Below are 17,288 nucleotides of genomic sequence, written 5' to 3' on the forward strand. Positions count from 1 at the left end.
TTCAACGCGGCGACGGGTTTACTCAGTGGTACGCCGAGCAATGCGGATGTGGGCAGTCATGCTGTCACCTTACGAGTGACGGACACGGATGGCTTAACGGCTGAGCAAAGCTTTGGTATCACAGTGACTAACGTTAACGATGCGCCTGTTGCGACGAGTGCAAGTGTGACCTTAGAGGAAGATAGCTCTGTGATGATCACGCTTACTGGGGAGGATGCAGATAGTGATCCTCTTACCTATGAAGTGGTGAGCCAACCTGAATCGGGCACTTTGGAGCAGCATGGAACTGTGTGGTTATACACACCGGAGAAAGATTTCAACGGTGCAGATCAGATAAGCTTTATTGCTAAGGATGCTGAACTGAGTTCTGAGCCTGCAACTATCACCATTAATGTCACGCCAGTGAATGATGACCCACAAGCTGCCGATGATAATTACACTCTAGCCAGCACCGCGGATGATAAATACACACTACCTGCGCTAGAGAATGATGTTGATGTGGACGGTGATACTTTGACTATCGATGGCGCGGCAGCAGACATAGGTAGTGTGCAGATTACTGCTGATGGACTCATATTTACTGCCCCTGCAGCTTATGTTGGTCCGGTCGCACTTCGTTATACCATTAGTGATGGTCAGAAAGGGCGCGCAAGTGCAAAAGTCAACTTACTGGTAGAAGGTGGGGAGGCTGACAATTTACCTGTTATTACTGTACCTAGTGATGTTGAGGTTAATGCAACAGGCTTGTTCACTCGTGTGGATCTAGGGTTTGCGAAGGCCGTTGATCGTAATGGTCATCCACTGCCCGTTTCTTTGGTCGATAAGCGTTTATTCTTTGCCCCTGGTAGTTACCTTGCTTACTGGCAAGCCGTAGATCGTGATGGCAATAAAGCGACTAAGGCTCAGAAAGTAAAAGTGCATCCATTAATTTCCTTGAGTAAAGATCAAGTCGTGGGTGAGGGTAATGAGGTTGTTGTTAGTATTCACTTAAACGGTGTAGCGCCTGAATATCCAATATCTGTTCCGTATACGGTTGCAGGTTCCGCGGACAGCAATGATCATGACTTAGTCGATGCGGTAGTGGAGATTACTTCAGGTACATTGGCCCATATTCACTTTAGAACCATAGAGGATGGGGAAGTTGAGGCTGAAGAAGAGGTGTTAATCAGCCTAGATCCAAGTTTGAATTTAGGCAGTAAGAAGCAAACACAAGTGTCGATCACTGAGGCTAACATTGCCCCGAGTGTGACGCTTGAGGTGACTCAAGCGGGTGAACGTCAGTTGATCGTGGCACAAAATGGTGGCGAGGTTCATATTCATGCGCAGATTAGCGATGCTAACATGAACGATACTTTGACATCTGTATGGTCGAGTGGCGCGCTGAACTTGCAGTCCGATGATGAGGGGATGTTCTTCTTGCCGACAGTGGTCTTGCCGGGCATTTATCCTGTGAGCCTGACTGTGACGGATAGCGGCTTACCCGCGCTGTCTACCACGGAGAAAGTTTATATTGTTGTGCGCCCATCTTTGCCGCTTCTGACTGGAACTGATACCGACGGTGATTTGATCCCTGATAACCAAGAGGGATTTACCGATACAGACCGCGATGGTATTCCAGATTACTTGGATGCAATTAATGATTGTAACGTGATGCCTGAAGGTGAGTTGCAGCCTGTGTACTTCTTGGCAGAGGGGCAAGCGGGCGTGTGCTTACGCTTAGGTAATATTGCACTGATGCAAGAGCAAAGTGGTATTCAACTATTACCTAATCTGGTTCCTGAAGACAGTATCGCGGCTAATGTGGGGGGGATTTTTGACTTCATTGCGACAGGACTACCGCAACAAGGGCAGAGTTACAGTCTGGTGATACCACAACGTTCGCCAGTTCCTGCCAATGCGGTATATCGTAAGTATCAAGCCCAAAATGGTTGGAAGGATTTTGTGATTGATGCACGTAATAGTGTCGCGAGTAGTGAAGGTGAGCGTGGTTTCTGCCCTCCTCCTGGAGATAATCGTTGGACTTCAGGATTAACTGAAGGCCATTGGTGTGTGCAGTTAACCATAGAAGATGGCGGGCCAAACGATGACGATGGCGTCGCTAACCGAACCATTGTCGACCCAAGTGGTGTGTCAGTGATACTCAATGGTAACCATTTACCTGTGGCGAACCCAGATACGGCATCTTTACCTTGGAATCAGAGTCTCGATGTCGATGTGCTCGCCAATGATACGGATAGCGATGGTGATGCTTTGACGGTAACACAAGTCACCAGCGAGTTCGGAACTGTAGTTATCTTGGCTAATCAGCAGTTAAGTTACACGCCAGCAACCGATTTCATCGGTACAGATGTGCTGGTGTATAGCATTACCGATGGTAAAGGTGGTACTGCGAGTAGTGAGTTGACTGTGATTGTTAATGGCAATACAGCACCTAAGACAGTGAACGATAGTGCTGCCATAGATGACAGAACGAGCTTGTTACTCGATGTGTTGAGTAATGACAGCGATCCCGATGGCAACGTTTTAACCTTAGTCAGCGCAACCGCGCAGCAAGGAACGGTTTCTGTTGAGTCTAATAAACTACGTTATATCCCTAAAACTGGATTTGATGGAGTAGATACTGTGAGTTATCAGATTAGTGATGGATTGGGCGGCGAAGCAACTGGGCAAGCGTTAATCACAGTTAAGGCATACCAAGATGTGGTGATAGATAACAAGTCGGGTGGAGGCAGTATGTCCTTATGGGCATTAGGTTTGATTCTTACAATGGGGTTAATTCGCCGTAAGGAATTACATAAATTAGTCTTGGGCGCTGTGTTGCTCGCAGGCTCCGTTAATCAAGCAAATGCGGCTGATAACTGGTATGTCGAGGGATTTGTCGGGCAAGCTCAGGTTGATAGCAGCAGGCGAGCTCTACAGCCACAAGCGGGGACAGGCTTTGTAACATCGGTTGATGATAAAGATACTGCTTTGGGTGTGAGTATCGGTTATCAATGGACTCCCTTTGTTGCCACCGAATTAGGCTATGCCGACTTTGGTAATGGGACTGCGAGGATTGAGGGCGCAAGTCTCACCCCTGAGCAATATCATGAGCAGGTCAAAGCCGTAACGCCAGTACTGGCCGATGGTGTCATGCTGGGATTACGTTTCACTTTACTCCAACATGAAGCTTGGCGGTTTGAAGTACCCATCGGATTGTTTAGGTGGCAAGCGGATATCAGTAGCACTATGGGCAATAGCCGTTTAACTACAGAGCTTGATGGTACAGATTGGTATGCGGGCGTGCGTTTTAGCTATCAATTTAGTGAGTCATGGTCTGTAGGTTTGGGATATCAATATGTGGATATCGAGCCTAATGATTTCCTCAGTTACCAGCTCAATCTACGATATCAATTTTAAGCGTTAGCATATCAAAAGGGGCATTCGCCCCTTTTTACTATCCAATAAAACATCGTATTTGAGAATATTTTGAAGGTGTTCACTTAAGGCTGGGCTGGGTTTGTGATGCATATCGCAAAGGATTTGTGGCTTACCATTAGGAGCATGTAATAAATTCAGGTTGTAGATTAAAGACAGGATAGTAAGATTGTCACTTACCTTATTTAATTTATCGCTTTTTTATCCAGAGGCAGTTATGTCGCAACGGCAGAATAAGCCGGAAATATTGCATACCGAAGTTGTCGCGAGAAGCCGATTATTTCAAATTGAGCAAGTGCATCTTAAGTTCTCCAATGGTGTAGAGCGCCAATATGAGCGCATGAAAGGCGGTAGTCGTGGCGCTGTGATGATAGTGCCTATTCATCAAGGGAAAATGCTACTGGCACGCGAATATGCTGCCGGAACTGATAATTACGAACTCGGTTTCCCAAAAGGTTTGATCGATCCCGGTGAGACAGCAATAGAAGCTGCTAATCGTGAATTACAGGAAGAAATTGGCTTTGGATCGAATAAGCTCACCTTACTGAAAGAACTCAGCCTAGCTCCGGGTTATTTCTCTAGTAAGATGCAAATTTTTCTTGCAGAAGATCTGTATGAGAGTCGCCTTGAAGGTGATGAGCCTGAGCCAATTGATGTGGTGCCTTGGGCGCTCGCCGATTGGGAAGCCTTGCTCGATGATGTCGATTTTTCTGAATCCCGTAGTGTGAGCGCGTTGTTTTTGGCGCAAAAATATTTACAACTTAAATAATCTTTTTCCTTTTAAGCGTTCAGAGTTTGCACGCTTGCAAAACATTCGCTCAGCAGGCGATTGGAGTTGTTATGAAGCCAGAAGAGTTGATCGACGAAGTTATTGCGATTGCGACCGATGCAGGGATAACTATCCGTGACATTTATCTCAAAGGTAATTTTGAGCGAGAAATGAAGTCTGACAATACCCCTGTCACTTCCGCAGATTTAGCGGCGAACAAGATCATTTGTGACCGATTAACCGCCTTAACGCCTGATATTCCAGTGTTATCTGAAGAAGCCGCCGACATTCCGTTAAATGTGCGTGAATCTTGGAAGCGCTATTGGTTGGTGGATCCGCTTGATGGTACGGGGGAGTTTATCGCTGGCAGCGGTGATTTTTCAGTCATTATCGCGCTGGTGGAACACAATCGTCCTGTGATGGGCGTGGTTTATGTGCCTATGACGCAAGTGTGTTATTACGCTATTGCTGGTTTAGGGGCGTACAAACGCACGGATAAACAAGAAGTGCGTATTAGCAGTCGCCAAATTGAGCACCGTGAAAAGGTATCCCTAAGATTGGCCGTAAGTCGCCGTCAGGACCCCCAATCTGTGTTGACCCTATTCAACCATCCCAAACACTGCGAGTTAGTCGTGATGGGGGGCGCAGCGTTAAAGAGTTGTCTTGTCGCCGAAGGTCGTGCTGATTGTTATGTACGAGTCGGACCAACGGGTGAGTGGGACACGGGAGCCGCGCAAATTATCGTCGAGGAAGCGGGTGGACAGCTGATGGATACTGAGCTGCAACCGTTAACCTACAATGAGCGTGAGAGCTTAGAGAACCCTAATTTCATCGTAGTTGGTGCACCCAACTTAGAGTGGGATAAGATTTTAATAGGTGAATGATTTTCAAATGCAGTCTATACGTCCGGTATTAAAGTCAGAGTTATTCGCGGTTTATCAGCTCGAACAGGCCATTTTTGGCGAGCACAGCTATCCCGATTTTTTCTTCCGTCAGGGATTTGATTGTTGGCCAGAGCAATTTTTAGTGGCCGTGGATGCAGATAATCAGCTACAAGGCTATTTGCTCAGTGCCCAGAGTAGCGATCCTAACTGCATGTGGATATTATCTGTCGCAGTGAGTGAAAATGCTCGTGGGAAGGGATTCGGCAAGCGTTTGATGCAACAATGTTTAGCCGAGTTGCCTGTGTCAGTTGAGCGGGTGTGTTTAACCGTTGATCCGAGTAACCCTGCCCATGGCTTATATCAGCATTTAGGTTTCATTGATTCAACTTTTGAGGCCGATTATTTTGGCGATGGCGCAGATAGGGTTGTGATGACTTATCGCAGGCCATAAATCGCGCGCTTATCTTTGAACCAAAGATTATCCTCAAATAAAAATCACCTTTGAATTAAGAGTGATTTTTAAATCAAAATAATGGACGGTGTGCTGGCTGAGCGCGCCGTTTTTTATGCTTTTTTAGGTGATGTCATCCCACGGATCCAGTTTGGCTTGCTGAGGGAATCTAATTCGAGTGCCTATCTTTATCCATCATCTTCAATAATATCCTTCATTATTCACCCTCTTCTGTACGTAAAACAAACTTATTTTGAACGTTGTTTTTTATTTTAACTACTGTTAGTCTCTTGCTATTCAACAGGGGATGAGACCTATGGCCAGACGAAAAGAACACAGCCATGATGAAATTCGCGCGATGGCAATACAAGCAGCAACTGAGTTACTGATAGATCAAGGTGCCATAGGGCTCAGCTTACGCAAAGTGGCCAGCCAAATTGGTTATGTCCCTAGTACCTTGATCAATATTTTCGGCAGCTACAACTATTTATTACTGGCGGTTTCTGAGTCAACGCTTAGGACTTTGCACGACCGATTGACGGGTGTTCGTGCGACCGACAGTTTAGGTAAAATTATTGCAATGGCTTGGGAGTATAGTCAATTCGCTCATGAGCAGCGCCAAGCTTTCAAGCTGGTTTTTGAGCTGCAATTACTCGATTCTGAACCCTTGCCTGAATCGCAAGGGCAATTGATTGCGGGGTTATTTACTCTGATTGAGCGTGAATTGGCGCAACTATTTCCCGAGGTTACGCCGGTGCAGCATCTCAGTATGAGCCGGGTATTATGGGGGGGAATTCATGGGCTGACCTCTCTGTCACTCGATAATAAGCTCTTCGCTGAGTCATTATCACTGCGGGATTTACTCAAGAGTCACGTACAAGCTTATTTACAAGGAATGGGTTACCAGAAGGAACTATCATGCTGCTAACAAAACGTTTTTTACCCTATTTTTCGACTCAGTGCTTAGGCGCATTGAATGACAACATCTATAAAAATGTGTTGCTGTTATTAGTGACCTTTAGCCAAGTGAAAGACCTACCCATAAGCGTCGATATGTTTGTGAACTTGGCGGCTGGGGTGTTCATTTTGCCATTTTTCCTCTTTTCGGCCCATGCGGGTGTGGTCGCCGATAATATGGATAAGGCTAAACTCATTCGCCGATTGAAACTACTCGAAGTCATCATCATGTTTAGCGCCGCGATTGCGATTCTGAGCGAGAGCTACATGATGATGTTATTACTATTATTTTTAACGGGTAGTCAGTCTGCATACTTCGGTCCGGTTAAATATTCCTTGTTACCCCAAGCGTTGAAAGAGGACGAGTTAGTCACAGGCAACGCTTGGGTTGAAATGGGCACTTTTCTCTCTATTCTGGTGGGCACTTTGAGTGCGGGGATCTTGGTTTCTAATGAAAACGGTACGCTTTGGTCGGCGATTACTGTTGCTGTATTAGCCTTTGCAGGATATTTATCGAGCCGAGCGATTCCTGCATTACCTCCGCAGGGCGTCATTGAAAAAATACGTTTCAGGCCGTTATCGGGCACTTGGCGTAGCATCAAAAAAGCCCGTCAAACGCCTTCAATCTGGATGGCTATCCTCGCTATCAGTTGGTTTTGGTTTTTAGGTGCGACCTATCTGACTCAGTTTCCTAACTTTGCTAAGCTGCATTTGCATTCTGGTGCGACTGTGGTGTCATTATTATTAGGCATGTTTTCCATTGGGATTGCCGTTGGCTCCTTCGTTTGTGAACGTTTCTCCTACGGCCATGTGGAACTCGGTTTGCTGCCATTTGGGGTATTGGGATTAACTATCTTTGGTGTCGATTTGCTTTGGGCTATTCCACCTGCGCCAGTGGATGCTGGTTTTGTCTATGGATTAAAGGCCTTTATTGGCGAGTCGCAACATTATCGGGTGATGCTGGATTTCTTTATGATCGGCGTTAGCGGTGGCTTGTTTATCGTCCCCCTGTATGCGTTTATTCAATCTCGTTCGCCTAAGGGCGAATGTGCTCAGGCGATTGCTGCCAATAACATTATGAACTCATTGTTTATGGTGGTTTCGGCACTGTTATCTATGCTGTTGCTGGGCGTTGCAGGTTGGACTATTCCACAGTTATTTCTGCTACTCGCCGTGATGAATGCTGTAGTCGCACTCTATGTTTATTCACAAGTACCAGAATTTACACAACGATTTATCAGTTACTTACTCAGTCATGTTATGTATCGAGTGACAGTGACAGGTCGCGATAAAATTCCGAAGGAAGGGGCTGGCATCATAGCCTGTAACCATGTGAGTTATGTGGATGCATTAATTATTATGGGGGCATCGACACGGCCTATTCGCTTTGTAATGGATAAATCGATTAGTGAGATCCCTCTGTTGAAGTATTTGTTCCGCCACGCTGGAGTGATCCCTATCTGTTCCCCTAGACAGAGTGAAACCACCTATAACCAAGCATTTGAATCGATCCATGCGGCATTAGCCAATGGCGAGTTAGTGTGTATTTTTCCCGAAGGTCGGTTAACGCCAAATGGGGAATTAGGGGAGTTCCGTCCCGGAATCGATAAGATACTCGCTCGCGATCCCGTGCCAGTTATCCCTATGGCACTACACGGATTATGGGGTTCTTACTTTAGCCACAAGGGCGGACATGCGTTAACGAAAATGCCCAAGCGTTTTTGGTCAAGGGTGTCGGTGGATATTGCGGTTCCTATCGTGGACGTTTCCGCTAATCGTGAAAATCTGCGTCAGCAAGTTGCAAACCTACTTGTTAAACGAAATGAAGCCGTGTTGTAATTGGTATGCTTTAACAAATTTACAAAATAATAACTTATATACTCTGGAGTTTGGTCATGGGAAAAGGATGTTATGCCAGTGCACTAGTGTTATTGATTAGTGGATGCGGCGGTTCGAGTGATTCAAGTGGTGGTGATTCGGGTACAGCAACAGCTAGATTGGTTATGGATGTGCAGAGCGTTGCAAGCAAATGCAATGTAAAAGAAAAAATGGCAGGTGCCGATGTTATTATTCACCGACAAGACGGTCATATTCTCGGCACTTATAAGAGTGATGGGCAGGGACATGTCGATGTACCTTGGACAAACGAAGCATCACATTTAACAGTTGCAGCAAAAGAGTTTCGTAATGGTCAGTCAACTTGGAGTATCCGTACGGATTTAGCCGCTAAAGCTGGCGACTATGGCATTTATGCTTTCACAGATGAAAATTTAAATAGCCAATGTGACTGTAGTGATGTGAATTTTGATCTTAGTGAAATTGAAGCGGTATATAGTGACTACCAGCTATATGGTAATAACTCATTTTTGGACTCACAATCTAACAATTCTTCATTACGCCTGTGTAAGCAGGACGATAAGTTTGCACCAGTGAATATGGTGTTGGTTCCTAGCCAGAGTGGTGTTACGGCTTATGCTGCTAGCATAGATATAAATACACTAGATTTATCGCAAGCAGTACCTATATCGAGTAGTGAATTTGAAGGTACTCATCATGAAGGAACTCCGTTAAATGTTGATGTGAATACCAATGATTATTCGCTAAGGAGTTACTCTGAAACTGAATTTGGTCGCCAAAACTGGGTAGAATGGCCGACGAAAGAAGTGCAATTATTTCCCGCGATTTTTGATCGCAATTTAGTTTACGCATCACAGTGGATTGCCCTTGGTGCGAATGAGGCTGGCTACATAAATTATTCGGCAATAACACGTAGGGCTGTTACTGATCCTTCTAAGAGTTTGAGCTTGAATTTACCGTTAAATGAAAACCAAATGCTGGATGAAACGACACGTTTAATCACTACTATTAATAATGGTGGTAGTGCAAGTTATGACTACAGTTTCAACAATGCCCATATGCAAGCGATACAAATCACCATAGGACAAGATGGCTATGCGAATTGGGCTATTTCAGCTTCATTAAAGGGGTCAATTCCGGATTTAGATTTGCCCATACACTTACAAACAGCATTTGATGGAATAACAATCCCTATGATGAGTTTATATGTCTGGGGCTATGAAGGAATGACAGGGTTATATGATTTCCGTGCCGAGCTCAGTAAATCGAGTCGTAGCACGGGTAATATTCGCTCGGCTAAATTCGATAATTATAACTATGAAGCCATTACGATTTTTGCAAATTAATTTTTAGCGTACTAGCCGCACAGTTATTGTGCGGCTTTATTATCACTTTTATAGCTATCCAGCCACTCATGCATGGCTTGGTGCGAACCTTTAAAAAGAACACGTTCAGACTTTTTCTGTAATTGGTATTGATACATAGGATCGTAATACTTGTGTAATAACAGGTTTATCCAGACTAAGTGCAGCGAAGTGTCATTCTGGTTAATTTGCTGATCGAGGGCTTGTTGCATCAAATCTTGCAGTTCTTGATGTTGTTTTCCGCCTAAACGTTTGCGAATACTCACTAAACTCTGTAATAGATATTCACTGAAAGCCGCAAAACCTGCTTCCGGTCCTAGGCGCTCACAGAACCCGCTATACATTTTATGCACATACTCATAGCGTAAGCGTTCGAGCCTCGCATCGTCCGACTCTTCTAGCACTAAAACATTAGCGGCTTGCATGGCATTGTAAAATGTCTGCGGCAGTGCCGAGCGCCCAATCAGGAAGCTTTCATCTTCGAGCAGTAAACACGCCGCGCCACTTGTTTGGTGCTGTAGCAAGGCAATGGCGAGTTGATTTTCAAAGTTAATCTGCGTTGGCTGTGGGTCGATATTCTTTCCAAAACTAGAGCCTCTGTGATTGGCTATTCCTTCAAGATCAACCGCTTCTTTACGCTGCAGTAGAAAATCGGTTTTACCGCAGCCCGTCATCCCGCTCAAACTCAATAACGGTTGCTGAGTCGGTGCCGCTTCAATCACGCCAATCAGATATTGGCGCATGGCCTTATAGCCACCCTGAATATAAGGGACTTCGATACCCGCTTCTTTGAGCCATTGTTGAGTGAGTTGCGAGCGCAGGCCGCCGCGAAAGCAATAAAGGTAAGCATTAGGATTGGCTTTAACATAGCTAGCCCAAGCTTCGATTCTCTGTTGCTTGATGGGACCATTCACCAGTGAATGGCCCAAGGCAATCGCGGCTTGCTGACCAAATTGCTTATAACAAGTACCGACTTTTTCCCTTTCACTATCCAGCATCAAGGGCAAGTTGGTCGAGTTGGGAAACGCACCTCGAGTAAACTCTATGGGCGCTCGCACATCCATTATGGGATGTTGGTTGAGGAAAATTTCTCGATATTGCTCTGCGGCTATAATAGCGCTTGGCATCAGCACAACACCACATTCGCTGCAGTGGTCGGTGTTTCCAGTGACCCAATGCAGATTGGGGCTATGTGGTTCGCATCGAGTAGGGCGATTAATTCCGCTTCAGCTTCTGCCGAGACAGCAACTAACAGACCACCGCTGGTTTGCGGATCGCACAGTATCGCTTTTTGATGCTCGCTGAGTTCAGGGAGATGCTCGCCATAACTGTCGTAATTACGGTGAGTCCCGCCAGGAACACAACCTAAGGCCAAATAATCTAAGGCGCGTGGTAGCAATGGCACTGCATCAAATTTAAGCTTCGCAGTGAGGTTGGCGCCTTGGCACATTTCGAGTAAGTGTCCTGCCAGTCCAAAACCTGTGACATCGGTCAGGGCATTTACACCGCTAATTTTTGCAATGGTCGCGCCTATAGTATTGAGTCGGCACATGGCATTGACCGCAATGAGGCTATCTTCATCGCGGAGTTTTTTCTGTTTTTGTGCTGTGGTTAAAATACCAATGCCGATAGGTTTAGTGAGATATAAACGATCGCCGGCTTTAGCGGTATCATTCTGTTTTAAATCACTTAAGGCAATTTGCCCGGTAACCGCGAGACCAAAAATAGGTTCGGGTGCGTCTATGCTATGACCACCGGCTAGCATGATCCCCGCTTCCATGCAGGCTTGTCTGCCGCCATCGACCACTTGCTGTGCGATTTCTGCGGGTAGTTTATTGATTGGCCAACCTAAAATTGCAATCGCCATAATAGGCGTGCCGCCCATGGCATAAATATCGCTGATCGCATTGGTCGCTGCGATACGACCGAAGGTGAATGGATCGTCAACAATTGGCATAAAAAAATCGGTAGTGCTAATGATGCCTATGTCATCATTGAGTTTGTATACTGCAGCATCGTCGCGGCTCTGATTGCCAACCAGCAGATTTGGATCGGTAAATACAGGTAATTGCGAGGCTAAGATAGTGCTGAGCACTTTAGGGGATATTTTGCAGCCACAACCTGCGCCATGACTATATTCTGTTAGCTTGATTGATTCTGGGAGTGTAACTGGGGAATCTGACATGATCTCAACAGCCTATTTAAGTGATTAAGGCATCATCATAATCAGATACGGCCACCATGCAAGGTGGCCGTATGACTTTCGGGCAGAATTGTGGCTTAGCTATAAGTTGCGGTCAGGCTGCGCCAATGTTTTTGCTGGACTAAGAAACGCGCCTTTAGCTCTTCAACTTGTTGCAATAGTTGCTGATCGACAAGTTGTTTACGCTTGGCCTCAAGCAAGGTTTTCTGTGCTTGATAGTAATCCATTAAGTGCAGCTTTAATAACTCATACTCTGCTTGAATTTTTTCAATAATTTCATCAGCATTAGGCAGGTTATTAACCTTCCGCTTGGTACGTAATAACTGCATTTGTAAGCGTGCGCTCTCGATACGTTCTTGTGGACTCGTACGTAAATCTTTAGCTAAACCTAACCAAGATAATGATTTAATCAACCATTTGGTTGGATCGTAGTGCCACCATTTAATGCCATTACGATAGTCATTTTCGAAAATATGATGAAAATTATGATAACCCTCACCGTAGGTCAACATGGCCAAGAAGCCATTATCGCGGGCGGTATTCTTATCGGTATAAGGCTGACTGCCCCACACGTGGGCTAAAGAGTTGATAAAGAAAGTGCAGTGATGCACCACCACTAAACGCAATAAACCCGCCATCAGTAACATAGACAGCACGTCGCCATTGAGCCAGCCAAGCAGTGCTGGCAGTCCAATGTTCATCAACAAAACGAGTGCGAGGTAATGTTTGTGTTGCCACATGACAATACGGTCATTTTGCAGATCACGCACATTTTGATAATCGTGATAGCGTTGCGACTGATACTCACGCAGCATCCAACCGATATGGCTGTACCAGAATCCCATTTTGGCAGAGTACGGGTCTTTGTCGTTATCATCTACGTGTTTGTGGTGAACTCTGTGATCAGATGCCCAGTGCAATGCACTGTTTTGTAATGCTAAAGCACCACCAAGGGCATATATAAAACGCACTGCCGGATGGGCTTTATAGGCCTTGTGTGACCAGAGTCTGTGATAACCCGCGGTGATCGACAAACCACTGGCAAAGGCTAAAACAATAAAAGCGATCCATTCACTGGCACCATAGCCATGAACAATACCGCGCCATGGAACTAAAATTACCGCACTGAGGAAAGTGATGGCAAACAGACTGACATTAAGCCAGATGATAGGGGGTTTTTTCATTATAGGTTTCCAAAATTCGCTTTTGAGCGTACATCTGTAAGCTAATTTAGCTTAGCTATATTGTTTGGTCAAGGACGATGGGGCTGTGTTTAATGCCTAAAAGCGGTATTATCGCGTTATTACATTCAGTTAGCGGATTTAAGAATGGGTATTCGAGCACAGCAAAAAGAGAAAACTCGCAGAGCTTTAGTCGATGCGGCCTTTAATCAGCTAAGTGCTGAGCGCAGTTTCTCAAGTCTGAGTTTGCGAGAGGTTGCTCGGGAAGCTAATATCGCGCCGACATCTTTTTATCGCCATTTTAAAGATATGAACGAACTTGGTCTTACTATGGTGGATGAGGGCGGGTTAACCCTAAGGCAGATGATGCGTAAAGGCCGTCAGCGAGCTGAAGTGGGTGGCAGTGTGATCCGTATCTCCGTTGATACCTTTATGGAAGTGCTTGATTCTAATCCAAACGTATTCCGTATTTTATTGCATGAACGCTCTGGAACCTCGGCTGCATTCCGTGCGGCAGTTGCCCGCGAAATTGAGCATTTTATTTCTGAATTGGCTCATTATACCGAAGCCAAAGCGGGGCGAACCCCCTTGCTAGCCCGTGCACAGGCTGAAGCTTTAGTGACACTGGTGTTTAATGCCGGCGCTTCCGCATTAGATATGAAACGGGCTGACCGCAAAATTCTTGCCGATCAATTAGTCATGCAATTGCGCATGGTCGCCAAAGGCGCCGAGGCTTTGCAGCATAAGGTTGAACACCGCTAATCTGAGTGAGATGTAGATTTACTAAAATAATGGAGCCTAAGGCTCCATTATTTTTAGCGAATTTACGTTTAAGTGTTATGCAGTCGAGCTCAGTGTATCTGAAGTGATTAACGACGCTCGAGTAGTACACCCGTTTCCATGTGATCTGTGTAAGGGAACTGATCAAACAAGGCAAAGCGGGTCACTCTATGGGTTTCGTTCAGTTGTTGCAGGTTATCTTTTAAGGTTTCAGGGTTGCAGGAAATATACAAAATCCGCTCATAACCTTGGACTAACGCCAGCGTATCAGGATCAATCCCCGCGCGTGGTGGGTCGACAAAAATGGTGTTGCAAACATAGCTGTCAAGATCGATACCTTCTAAACGTCTAAAGCTGCGTTTCTTCGCCATGGCATCGCTAAAGTCTTCGGCTGACATACGAATAATCTGTAGATTATCAATACCATTCACTTCGATATTGTATTGCGCCGCATCGACTGAAGGCTTAGCGAGTTCGGTGGCCAATACGCGATTAAAGTTTTGCGCTAGTGCGATAGAGAAGTTGCCATTACCACAGTAGAGCTCGAGTAAGTCTCCCTTACTGTTTTGAGTCGCATCGATAGCCCACTCCAGCATTTTTACGGAAACTTTGGCATTGGGTTGAGTAAAGCTGTTTTCGATTTGCTTATATAAGAAGGTTTTATCATTTACTTGTAATGACTCAACCACAAAGTCTTTATCTAAATCGATTTTTTGCTTACGGGCACGGCCGATGATGTTGACGTTAAACTGGCTACTTAACTTGGCTTTCAGTGCAGTCGCATCGGCGCGCCATTGGTCATCAAGCTGCCTGTGATATAGCAAAGACACTAAGATCTCGCCGCTTAAAGTCGACAAAAAATCCACTTGGAACAGTTTGTGCCTTAGACTCGGATTCGGTTTCAGCTCGGCGATTAAGGCAGACATCATTTGATTGATGAGCACGCTAGCTGGTAAGTATTGATCGCAACGTACTTTCTCATTCAATACTTTATCGAACATGTAATAGTATAAGTCGTCACCATCATGCCACATGCGGAATTCGGCGCGCATACGGTAGTTAGCTGGCTCTGAGGCAAAAACTTCAACACTCGGTGTTTCAAATTGGGCAAAGGCTTGTTCTAGCTTGATACGCTTGTGTTCTAACTGCGCATCATAAGTCTGAGGGTCCATTGCTGCTAAGTTCATTGTTTGATTCACCGTTGCTGTAAATTGGGGCGCAAATATTATACTAGGTGACACGAATGTCCAGTATCTTGCTTTTGCGGTTTTCGCAAAGCTATGGGAAAATCCGCGCACTTGAATGTGGTTCTATGGTATTTGGCTGGATTCCGTCGGTAAAGCAGCCATCGAATCGTTATTGCGTCCAATCTGTATAGTTTATTTATATATCCGAAACTGGAGATTCGCTTGTCGCGACCTATATTAGTGTTTGATTCTGGGATTGGTGGCCTATCTGTTCTGGCTGAAATCCGTAAGAGTTTACCCCATAGCGACTATTGCTATCTTTTCGACAACGCTAGGTTGCCCTATGGTGAGTTGGAAGAGCAGGTATTAATTTCTGGCTGTGTCGAATTAGTATGCGATCTAGTTGCTCGTACCAATGCAATGATAGTGGTCGTTGCCTGCAATACTGCAAGTACTGTTGTATTACCGGCATTACGTGCACATCTTTCTGTCCCTGTCGTAGGTGTTGTCCCCGCCATTAAACCCGCCGCTCTAATGTCTAAGAGTAAACGTATTGGACTCTTGGCTACACCTGGCACAGTTAAGCGTCATTATACCCATGAACTCATCAGCCAATTTGCTGATGATTGCCATGTCGAACTCTTTGGTTGTTCTGAATTAGTGATGATGGCAGAACAAAAAGTGGCGACTGGAATGTTGGATATGCATAGATTGGCACAGTTACTGGCACCAGTCGTTGCCGCACAATTGGATGTTCTCGTACTAGGTTGCACTCATTTCCCTATGATCAAAGCTGAATTACAACAAGTGCTCGGTGCGGGCGTAAAACTAATGGATTCTGGCGCTGCAATTGCTAAGCGAGTTGTCACTCTTTTAACGCAACAGAATCTTATTGTGGAAGAGCACAGAGTAACAGATGAGAGAGAAGCAGAAAGGGAGTCAGTGATGCAAGCTTTCTATACTAAGGTGGGAATCAGCGAAGGGTTAACAACAACATTAATTGATTGTGGCTTTTCAACTATCGAACGAATCACCACAACCAACTAAATTACAAAATAAAGCAAAACAGTTTAAGCGGTGATGCTACTCGTCTGTCCCTGTACGGTCGGCAGCTTCCGAATCTTGTGTTTTTGCTTCTCTTACTTTTAAGGTTCTTTCTTGGAAACTATAGTCATTCAGTTTAACCATGGCTTTCTGAGCGCCTGATTCTGACATCTCTACAAAACCAAAACCTTTACGACGACCTGTCTTACGATCTCTGACTAAACGCACAGAGTTTACTGGACCAAATTCGCCAAATAATACTTTTACTTCACCCTCATGAACACGATAAGGCAGGTTACCTACATATAAGGTCATAGTAGGGCCAACATATTGTTCTTCTGAAGCATGAGATGATGAAGTCTCTGGAACAAATTTAAAAACAAGACTTGCAATGATAGCGCCAGCGACAAAAGCAATAGCTGATAATGGCGTTGCGAACTGAGATAGTGCTACTGCGCCAATAATGGCGACAATCAAGACAATAAGAAATGACTTTTGCATAAGAATGCTCTCTGATGAATGGGAAATTGATAAATAACTGTTAACAGCAAGTGTATGGTAATGAATTATTTACTTTTACACTAGACCATTGCTGAAATATTGAGCGTGAATTATCAATTATTAGATAAAAAACCTTACGTATCTCCGATAAATAGAGCTTATAAGCTAAAAAATGGACATAACGTTTAAAATATCGACGTGCGATTCAATGATCGATAAAAAGCCCTTGCGGACTTTCTCAATCTCCCTATAATGCGCATCCACTGACAGGGCAGACAGCGAAACGCAAGTTAAGCAAAGAAAGCCATGCAGTTCATCGGTTAGCGAGCTAAACGATGAGTGTTGAGAAAGTTGAAAAAAACTACTTGACGCACTAACGGGAATGCGTAAAATACGCAGCCCTGACCCGCTGAAAACTCAGTGTGTGGTCAACGCTCTTTAACAATTTATCAAGCAAATCTGTGTGGACACTCACAGGTGTTGAGTTAATCGAAACTGCTTAACCTTCGGGTTGGCAGTCAAAAATTTAAATCAATGTTTTCAAGTCATTCTCCATAACAGGAAGCGTGATTGAGTGTTCATAGTAATATGTACATACAGTAATGTATGGATTGAAACGCGATGCTTCTTAGTGAGCAAAGCGAATCAAAACAGTAGAATTCATTGAGCCGCTGAAGTCGCAAGACGGAAGCA

At 44.9% G+C, this 17,288-nt stretch carries 14 protein-coding genes; 9 read left to right on the forward strand and 5 right to left on the reverse strand.

The genetic code is table 11. The annotated features are described in order from the left end of the window. The 7 genes from ACHA99_RS21060 to ACHA99_RS21090 form a co-directional block, all read left to right on the forward strand. A partial coding sequence (locus tag ACHA99_RS21060; protein WP_393944789.1) for an Ig-like domain-containing protein occupies positions 1-3,399 on the forward strand: 3,399 nt, incomplete at its 5' end. Between the two features lie 235 nt (positions 3,400-3,634). Next, positions 3,635-4,186, forward strand: a complete 552-nt coding sequence (gene nudE / locus ACHA99_RS21065; RefSeq protein ID WP_173242602.1) for an ADP compounds hydrolase NudE — start codon at positions 3,635-3,637, stop codon at positions 4,184-4,186. A 71-nt stretch (positions 4,187-4,257) separates the two neighbouring features. Continuing rightward, positions 4,258-5,070, forward strand: a complete 813-nt coding sequence (gene cysQ, locus ACHA99_RS21070) for a 3'(2'),5'-bisphosphate nucleotidase CysQ (RefSeq protein WP_198573335.1) — start codon at positions 4,258-4,260, stop codon at positions 5,068-5,070. Positions 5,071-5,077: 7 nt separating this feature from the next. Beyond that, a complete protein-coding gene (locus ACHA99_RS21075; RefSeq protein ID WP_263170315.1) occupies positions 5,078-5,521 on the forward strand; it encodes a GNAT family N-acetyltransferase in 444 nt (147 codons plus the stop codon). 316 nt (positions 5,522-5,837) lie between these two features. Then, positions 5,838-6,449, forward strand: coding sequence for a TetR/AcrR family transcriptional regulator (locus ACHA99_RS21080; protein ID WP_393944792.1), 612 nt, complete (start codon positions 5,838-5,840; stop codon positions 6,447-6,449). Continuing rightward, positions 6,440-8,317, forward strand: coding sequence for an MFS transporter (locus ACHA99_RS21085; RefSeq protein ID WP_393944794.1), 1,878 nt, complete (start codon positions 6,440-6,442; stop codon positions 8,315-8,317). The genes ACHA99_RS21080 and ACHA99_RS21085 overlap by 10 nt, the downstream gene beginning before the upstream one ends. A gap of 56 nt (positions 8,318-8,373) precedes the next feature. Further along, on the forward strand, positions 8,374-9,681 hold the full coding sequence (locus ACHA99_RS21090; protein ID WP_393944796.1) for a hypothetical protein: 1,308 nt from the start codon (positions 8,374-8,376) through the stop codon (positions 9,679-9,681). Positions 9,682-9,704: 23 nt separating this feature from the next. Here the strand turns inward: ACHA99_RS21090 and mnmH are convergent, their stop codons facing one another. The 3 genes from mnmH to ACHA99_RS21105 all read right to left on the reverse strand — a co-directional run bounded on the left by mnmH (position 9,705) and on the right by ACHA99_RS21105 (position 13,086). Beyond that, positions 9,705-10,826: a tRNA 2-selenouridine(34) synthase MnmH gene (gene mnmH / locus ACHA99_RS21095; protein ID WP_393944798.1), complete on the reverse strand. Its 1,122-nt coding sequence runs from the start codon at positions 10,824-10,826 to the stop codon at positions 9,705-9,707. Continuing rightward, a complete protein-coding gene (selD, locus tag ACHA99_RS21100) occupies positions 10,826-11,884 on the reverse strand; it encodes a selenide, water dikinase SelD (RefSeq protein WP_393944800.1) in 1,059 nt (352 codons plus the stop codon). The genes mnmH and selD overlap by 1 nt, the downstream gene beginning before the upstream one ends. Positions 11,885-11,979: 95 nt before the next feature. Then, complete coding sequence (locus tag ACHA99_RS21105) at positions 11,980-13,086, reverse strand: fatty acid desaturase (protein WP_028759426.1); 1,107 nt, start codon at positions 13,084-13,086, stop codon at positions 11,980-11,982. A gap of 144 nt (positions 13,087-13,230) precedes the next feature. Between ACHA99_RS21105 and fabR the strand changes: the two genes are divergently transcribed. Further along, positions 13,231-13,845 carry an HTH-type transcriptional repressor FabR gene (gene fabR, locus ACHA99_RS21110; RefSeq protein ID WP_105251021.1) on the forward strand — a complete coding sequence of 205 codons (615 nt, stop codon included), beginning with the start codon at positions 13,231-13,233 and terminating at the stop codon, positions 13,843-13,845. Positions 13,846-13,952: 107 nt separating this feature from the next. Here fabR and trmA read toward each other — a convergent pair whose 3' ends face one another. Further along, the gene (gene trmA, locus ACHA99_RS21115; RefSeq protein ID WP_113941559.1) at positions 13,953-15,050 is read right to left on the reverse strand and encodes a tRNA (uridine(54)-C5)-methyltransferase TrmA; all 1,098 of its coding nucleotides are present in this window, start codon (positions 15,048-15,050) and stop codon (positions 13,953-13,955) included. A 222-nt stretch (positions 15,051-15,272) separates the two neighbouring features. On the opposite strand from trmA, the gene murI reads away from it, so the two are divergent. Further along, positions 15,273-16,097 (forward strand): glutamate racemase, encoded by an 825-nt coding sequence (gene murI, locus ACHA99_RS21120; protein ID WP_393944803.1) that lies wholly within the window; start codon positions 15,273-15,275, stop codon positions 16,095-16,097. Between the two features lie 36 nt (positions 16,098-16,133). Here murI and ACHA99_RS21125 read toward each other — a convergent pair whose 3' ends face one another. Further along, positions 16,134-16,595, reverse strand: coding sequence for an RNA-binding protein (locus ACHA99_RS21125; RefSeq protein ID WP_113941557.1), 462 nt, complete (start codon positions 16,593-16,595; stop codon positions 16,134-16,136). Between the last annotated feature and the right edge of the window lie 693 nt (positions 16,596-17,288).

The sequence above is a fragment of the Shewanella sp. S23-S33 genome (assembly GCF_043359565.1).
Classification (GTDB): domain Bacteria; phylum Pseudomonadota; class Gammaproteobacteria; order Enterobacterales; family Shewanellaceae; genus Shewanella; species Shewanella oncorhynchi.

Excerpts from the sequence above, each read along its gene's own strand:
- nudE (WP_173242602.1), top strand. The coding sequence starts at position 3,635 with ATGTCGCAACGGCAGAATAAGCCGGAAATATTGCATACCGAAGTTGTC.
- cysQ (WP_198573335.1), top strand. The coding sequence starts at position 4,258 with ATGAAGCCAGAAGAGTTGATCGACGAAGTTATTGCGATTGCGACCGAT.
- ACHA99_RS21075 (WP_263170315.1), top strand. The coding sequence starts at position 5,078 with ATGCAGTCTATACGTCCGGTATTAAAGTCAGAGTTATTCGCGGTTTAT.
- ACHA99_RS21080 (WP_393944792.1), top strand. The coding sequence starts at position 5,838 with ATGGCCAGACGAAAAGAACACAGCCATGATGAAATTCGCGCGATGGCA.
- ACHA99_RS21085 (WP_393944794.1), top strand. The coding sequence starts at position 6,440 with ATGCTGCTAACAAAACGTTTTTTACCCTATTTTTCGACTCAGTGCTTA.
- ACHA99_RS21090 (WP_393944796.1), top strand. The coding sequence starts at position 8,374 with ATGGGAAAAGGATGTTATGCCAGTGCACTAGTGTTATTGATTAGTGGA.
- mnmH (WP_393944798.1), bottom strand. The coding sequence starts at position 10,826 with ATGCCAAGCGCTATTATAGCCGCAGAGCAATATCGAGAAATTTTCCTC.
- selD (WP_393944800.1), bottom strand. The coding sequence starts at position 11,884 with ATGTCAGATTCCCCAGTTACACTCCCAGAATCAATCAAGCTAACAGAA.
- ACHA99_RS21105 (WP_028759426.1), bottom strand. The coding sequence starts at position 13,086 with ATGAAAAAACCCCCTATCATCTGGCTTAATGTCAGTCTGTTTGCCATC.
- fabR (WP_105251021.1), top strand. The coding sequence starts at position 13,231 with ATGGGTATTCGAGCACAGCAAAAAGAGAAAACTCGCAGAGCTTTAGTC.
- trmA (WP_113941559.1), bottom strand. The coding sequence starts at position 15,050 with ATGAACTTAGCAGCAATGGACCCTCAGACTTATGATGCGCAGTTAGAA.
- ACHA99_RS21125 (WP_113941557.1), bottom strand. The coding sequence starts at position 16,595 with ATGCAAAAGTCATTTCTTATTGTCTTGATTGTCGCCATTATTGGCGCA.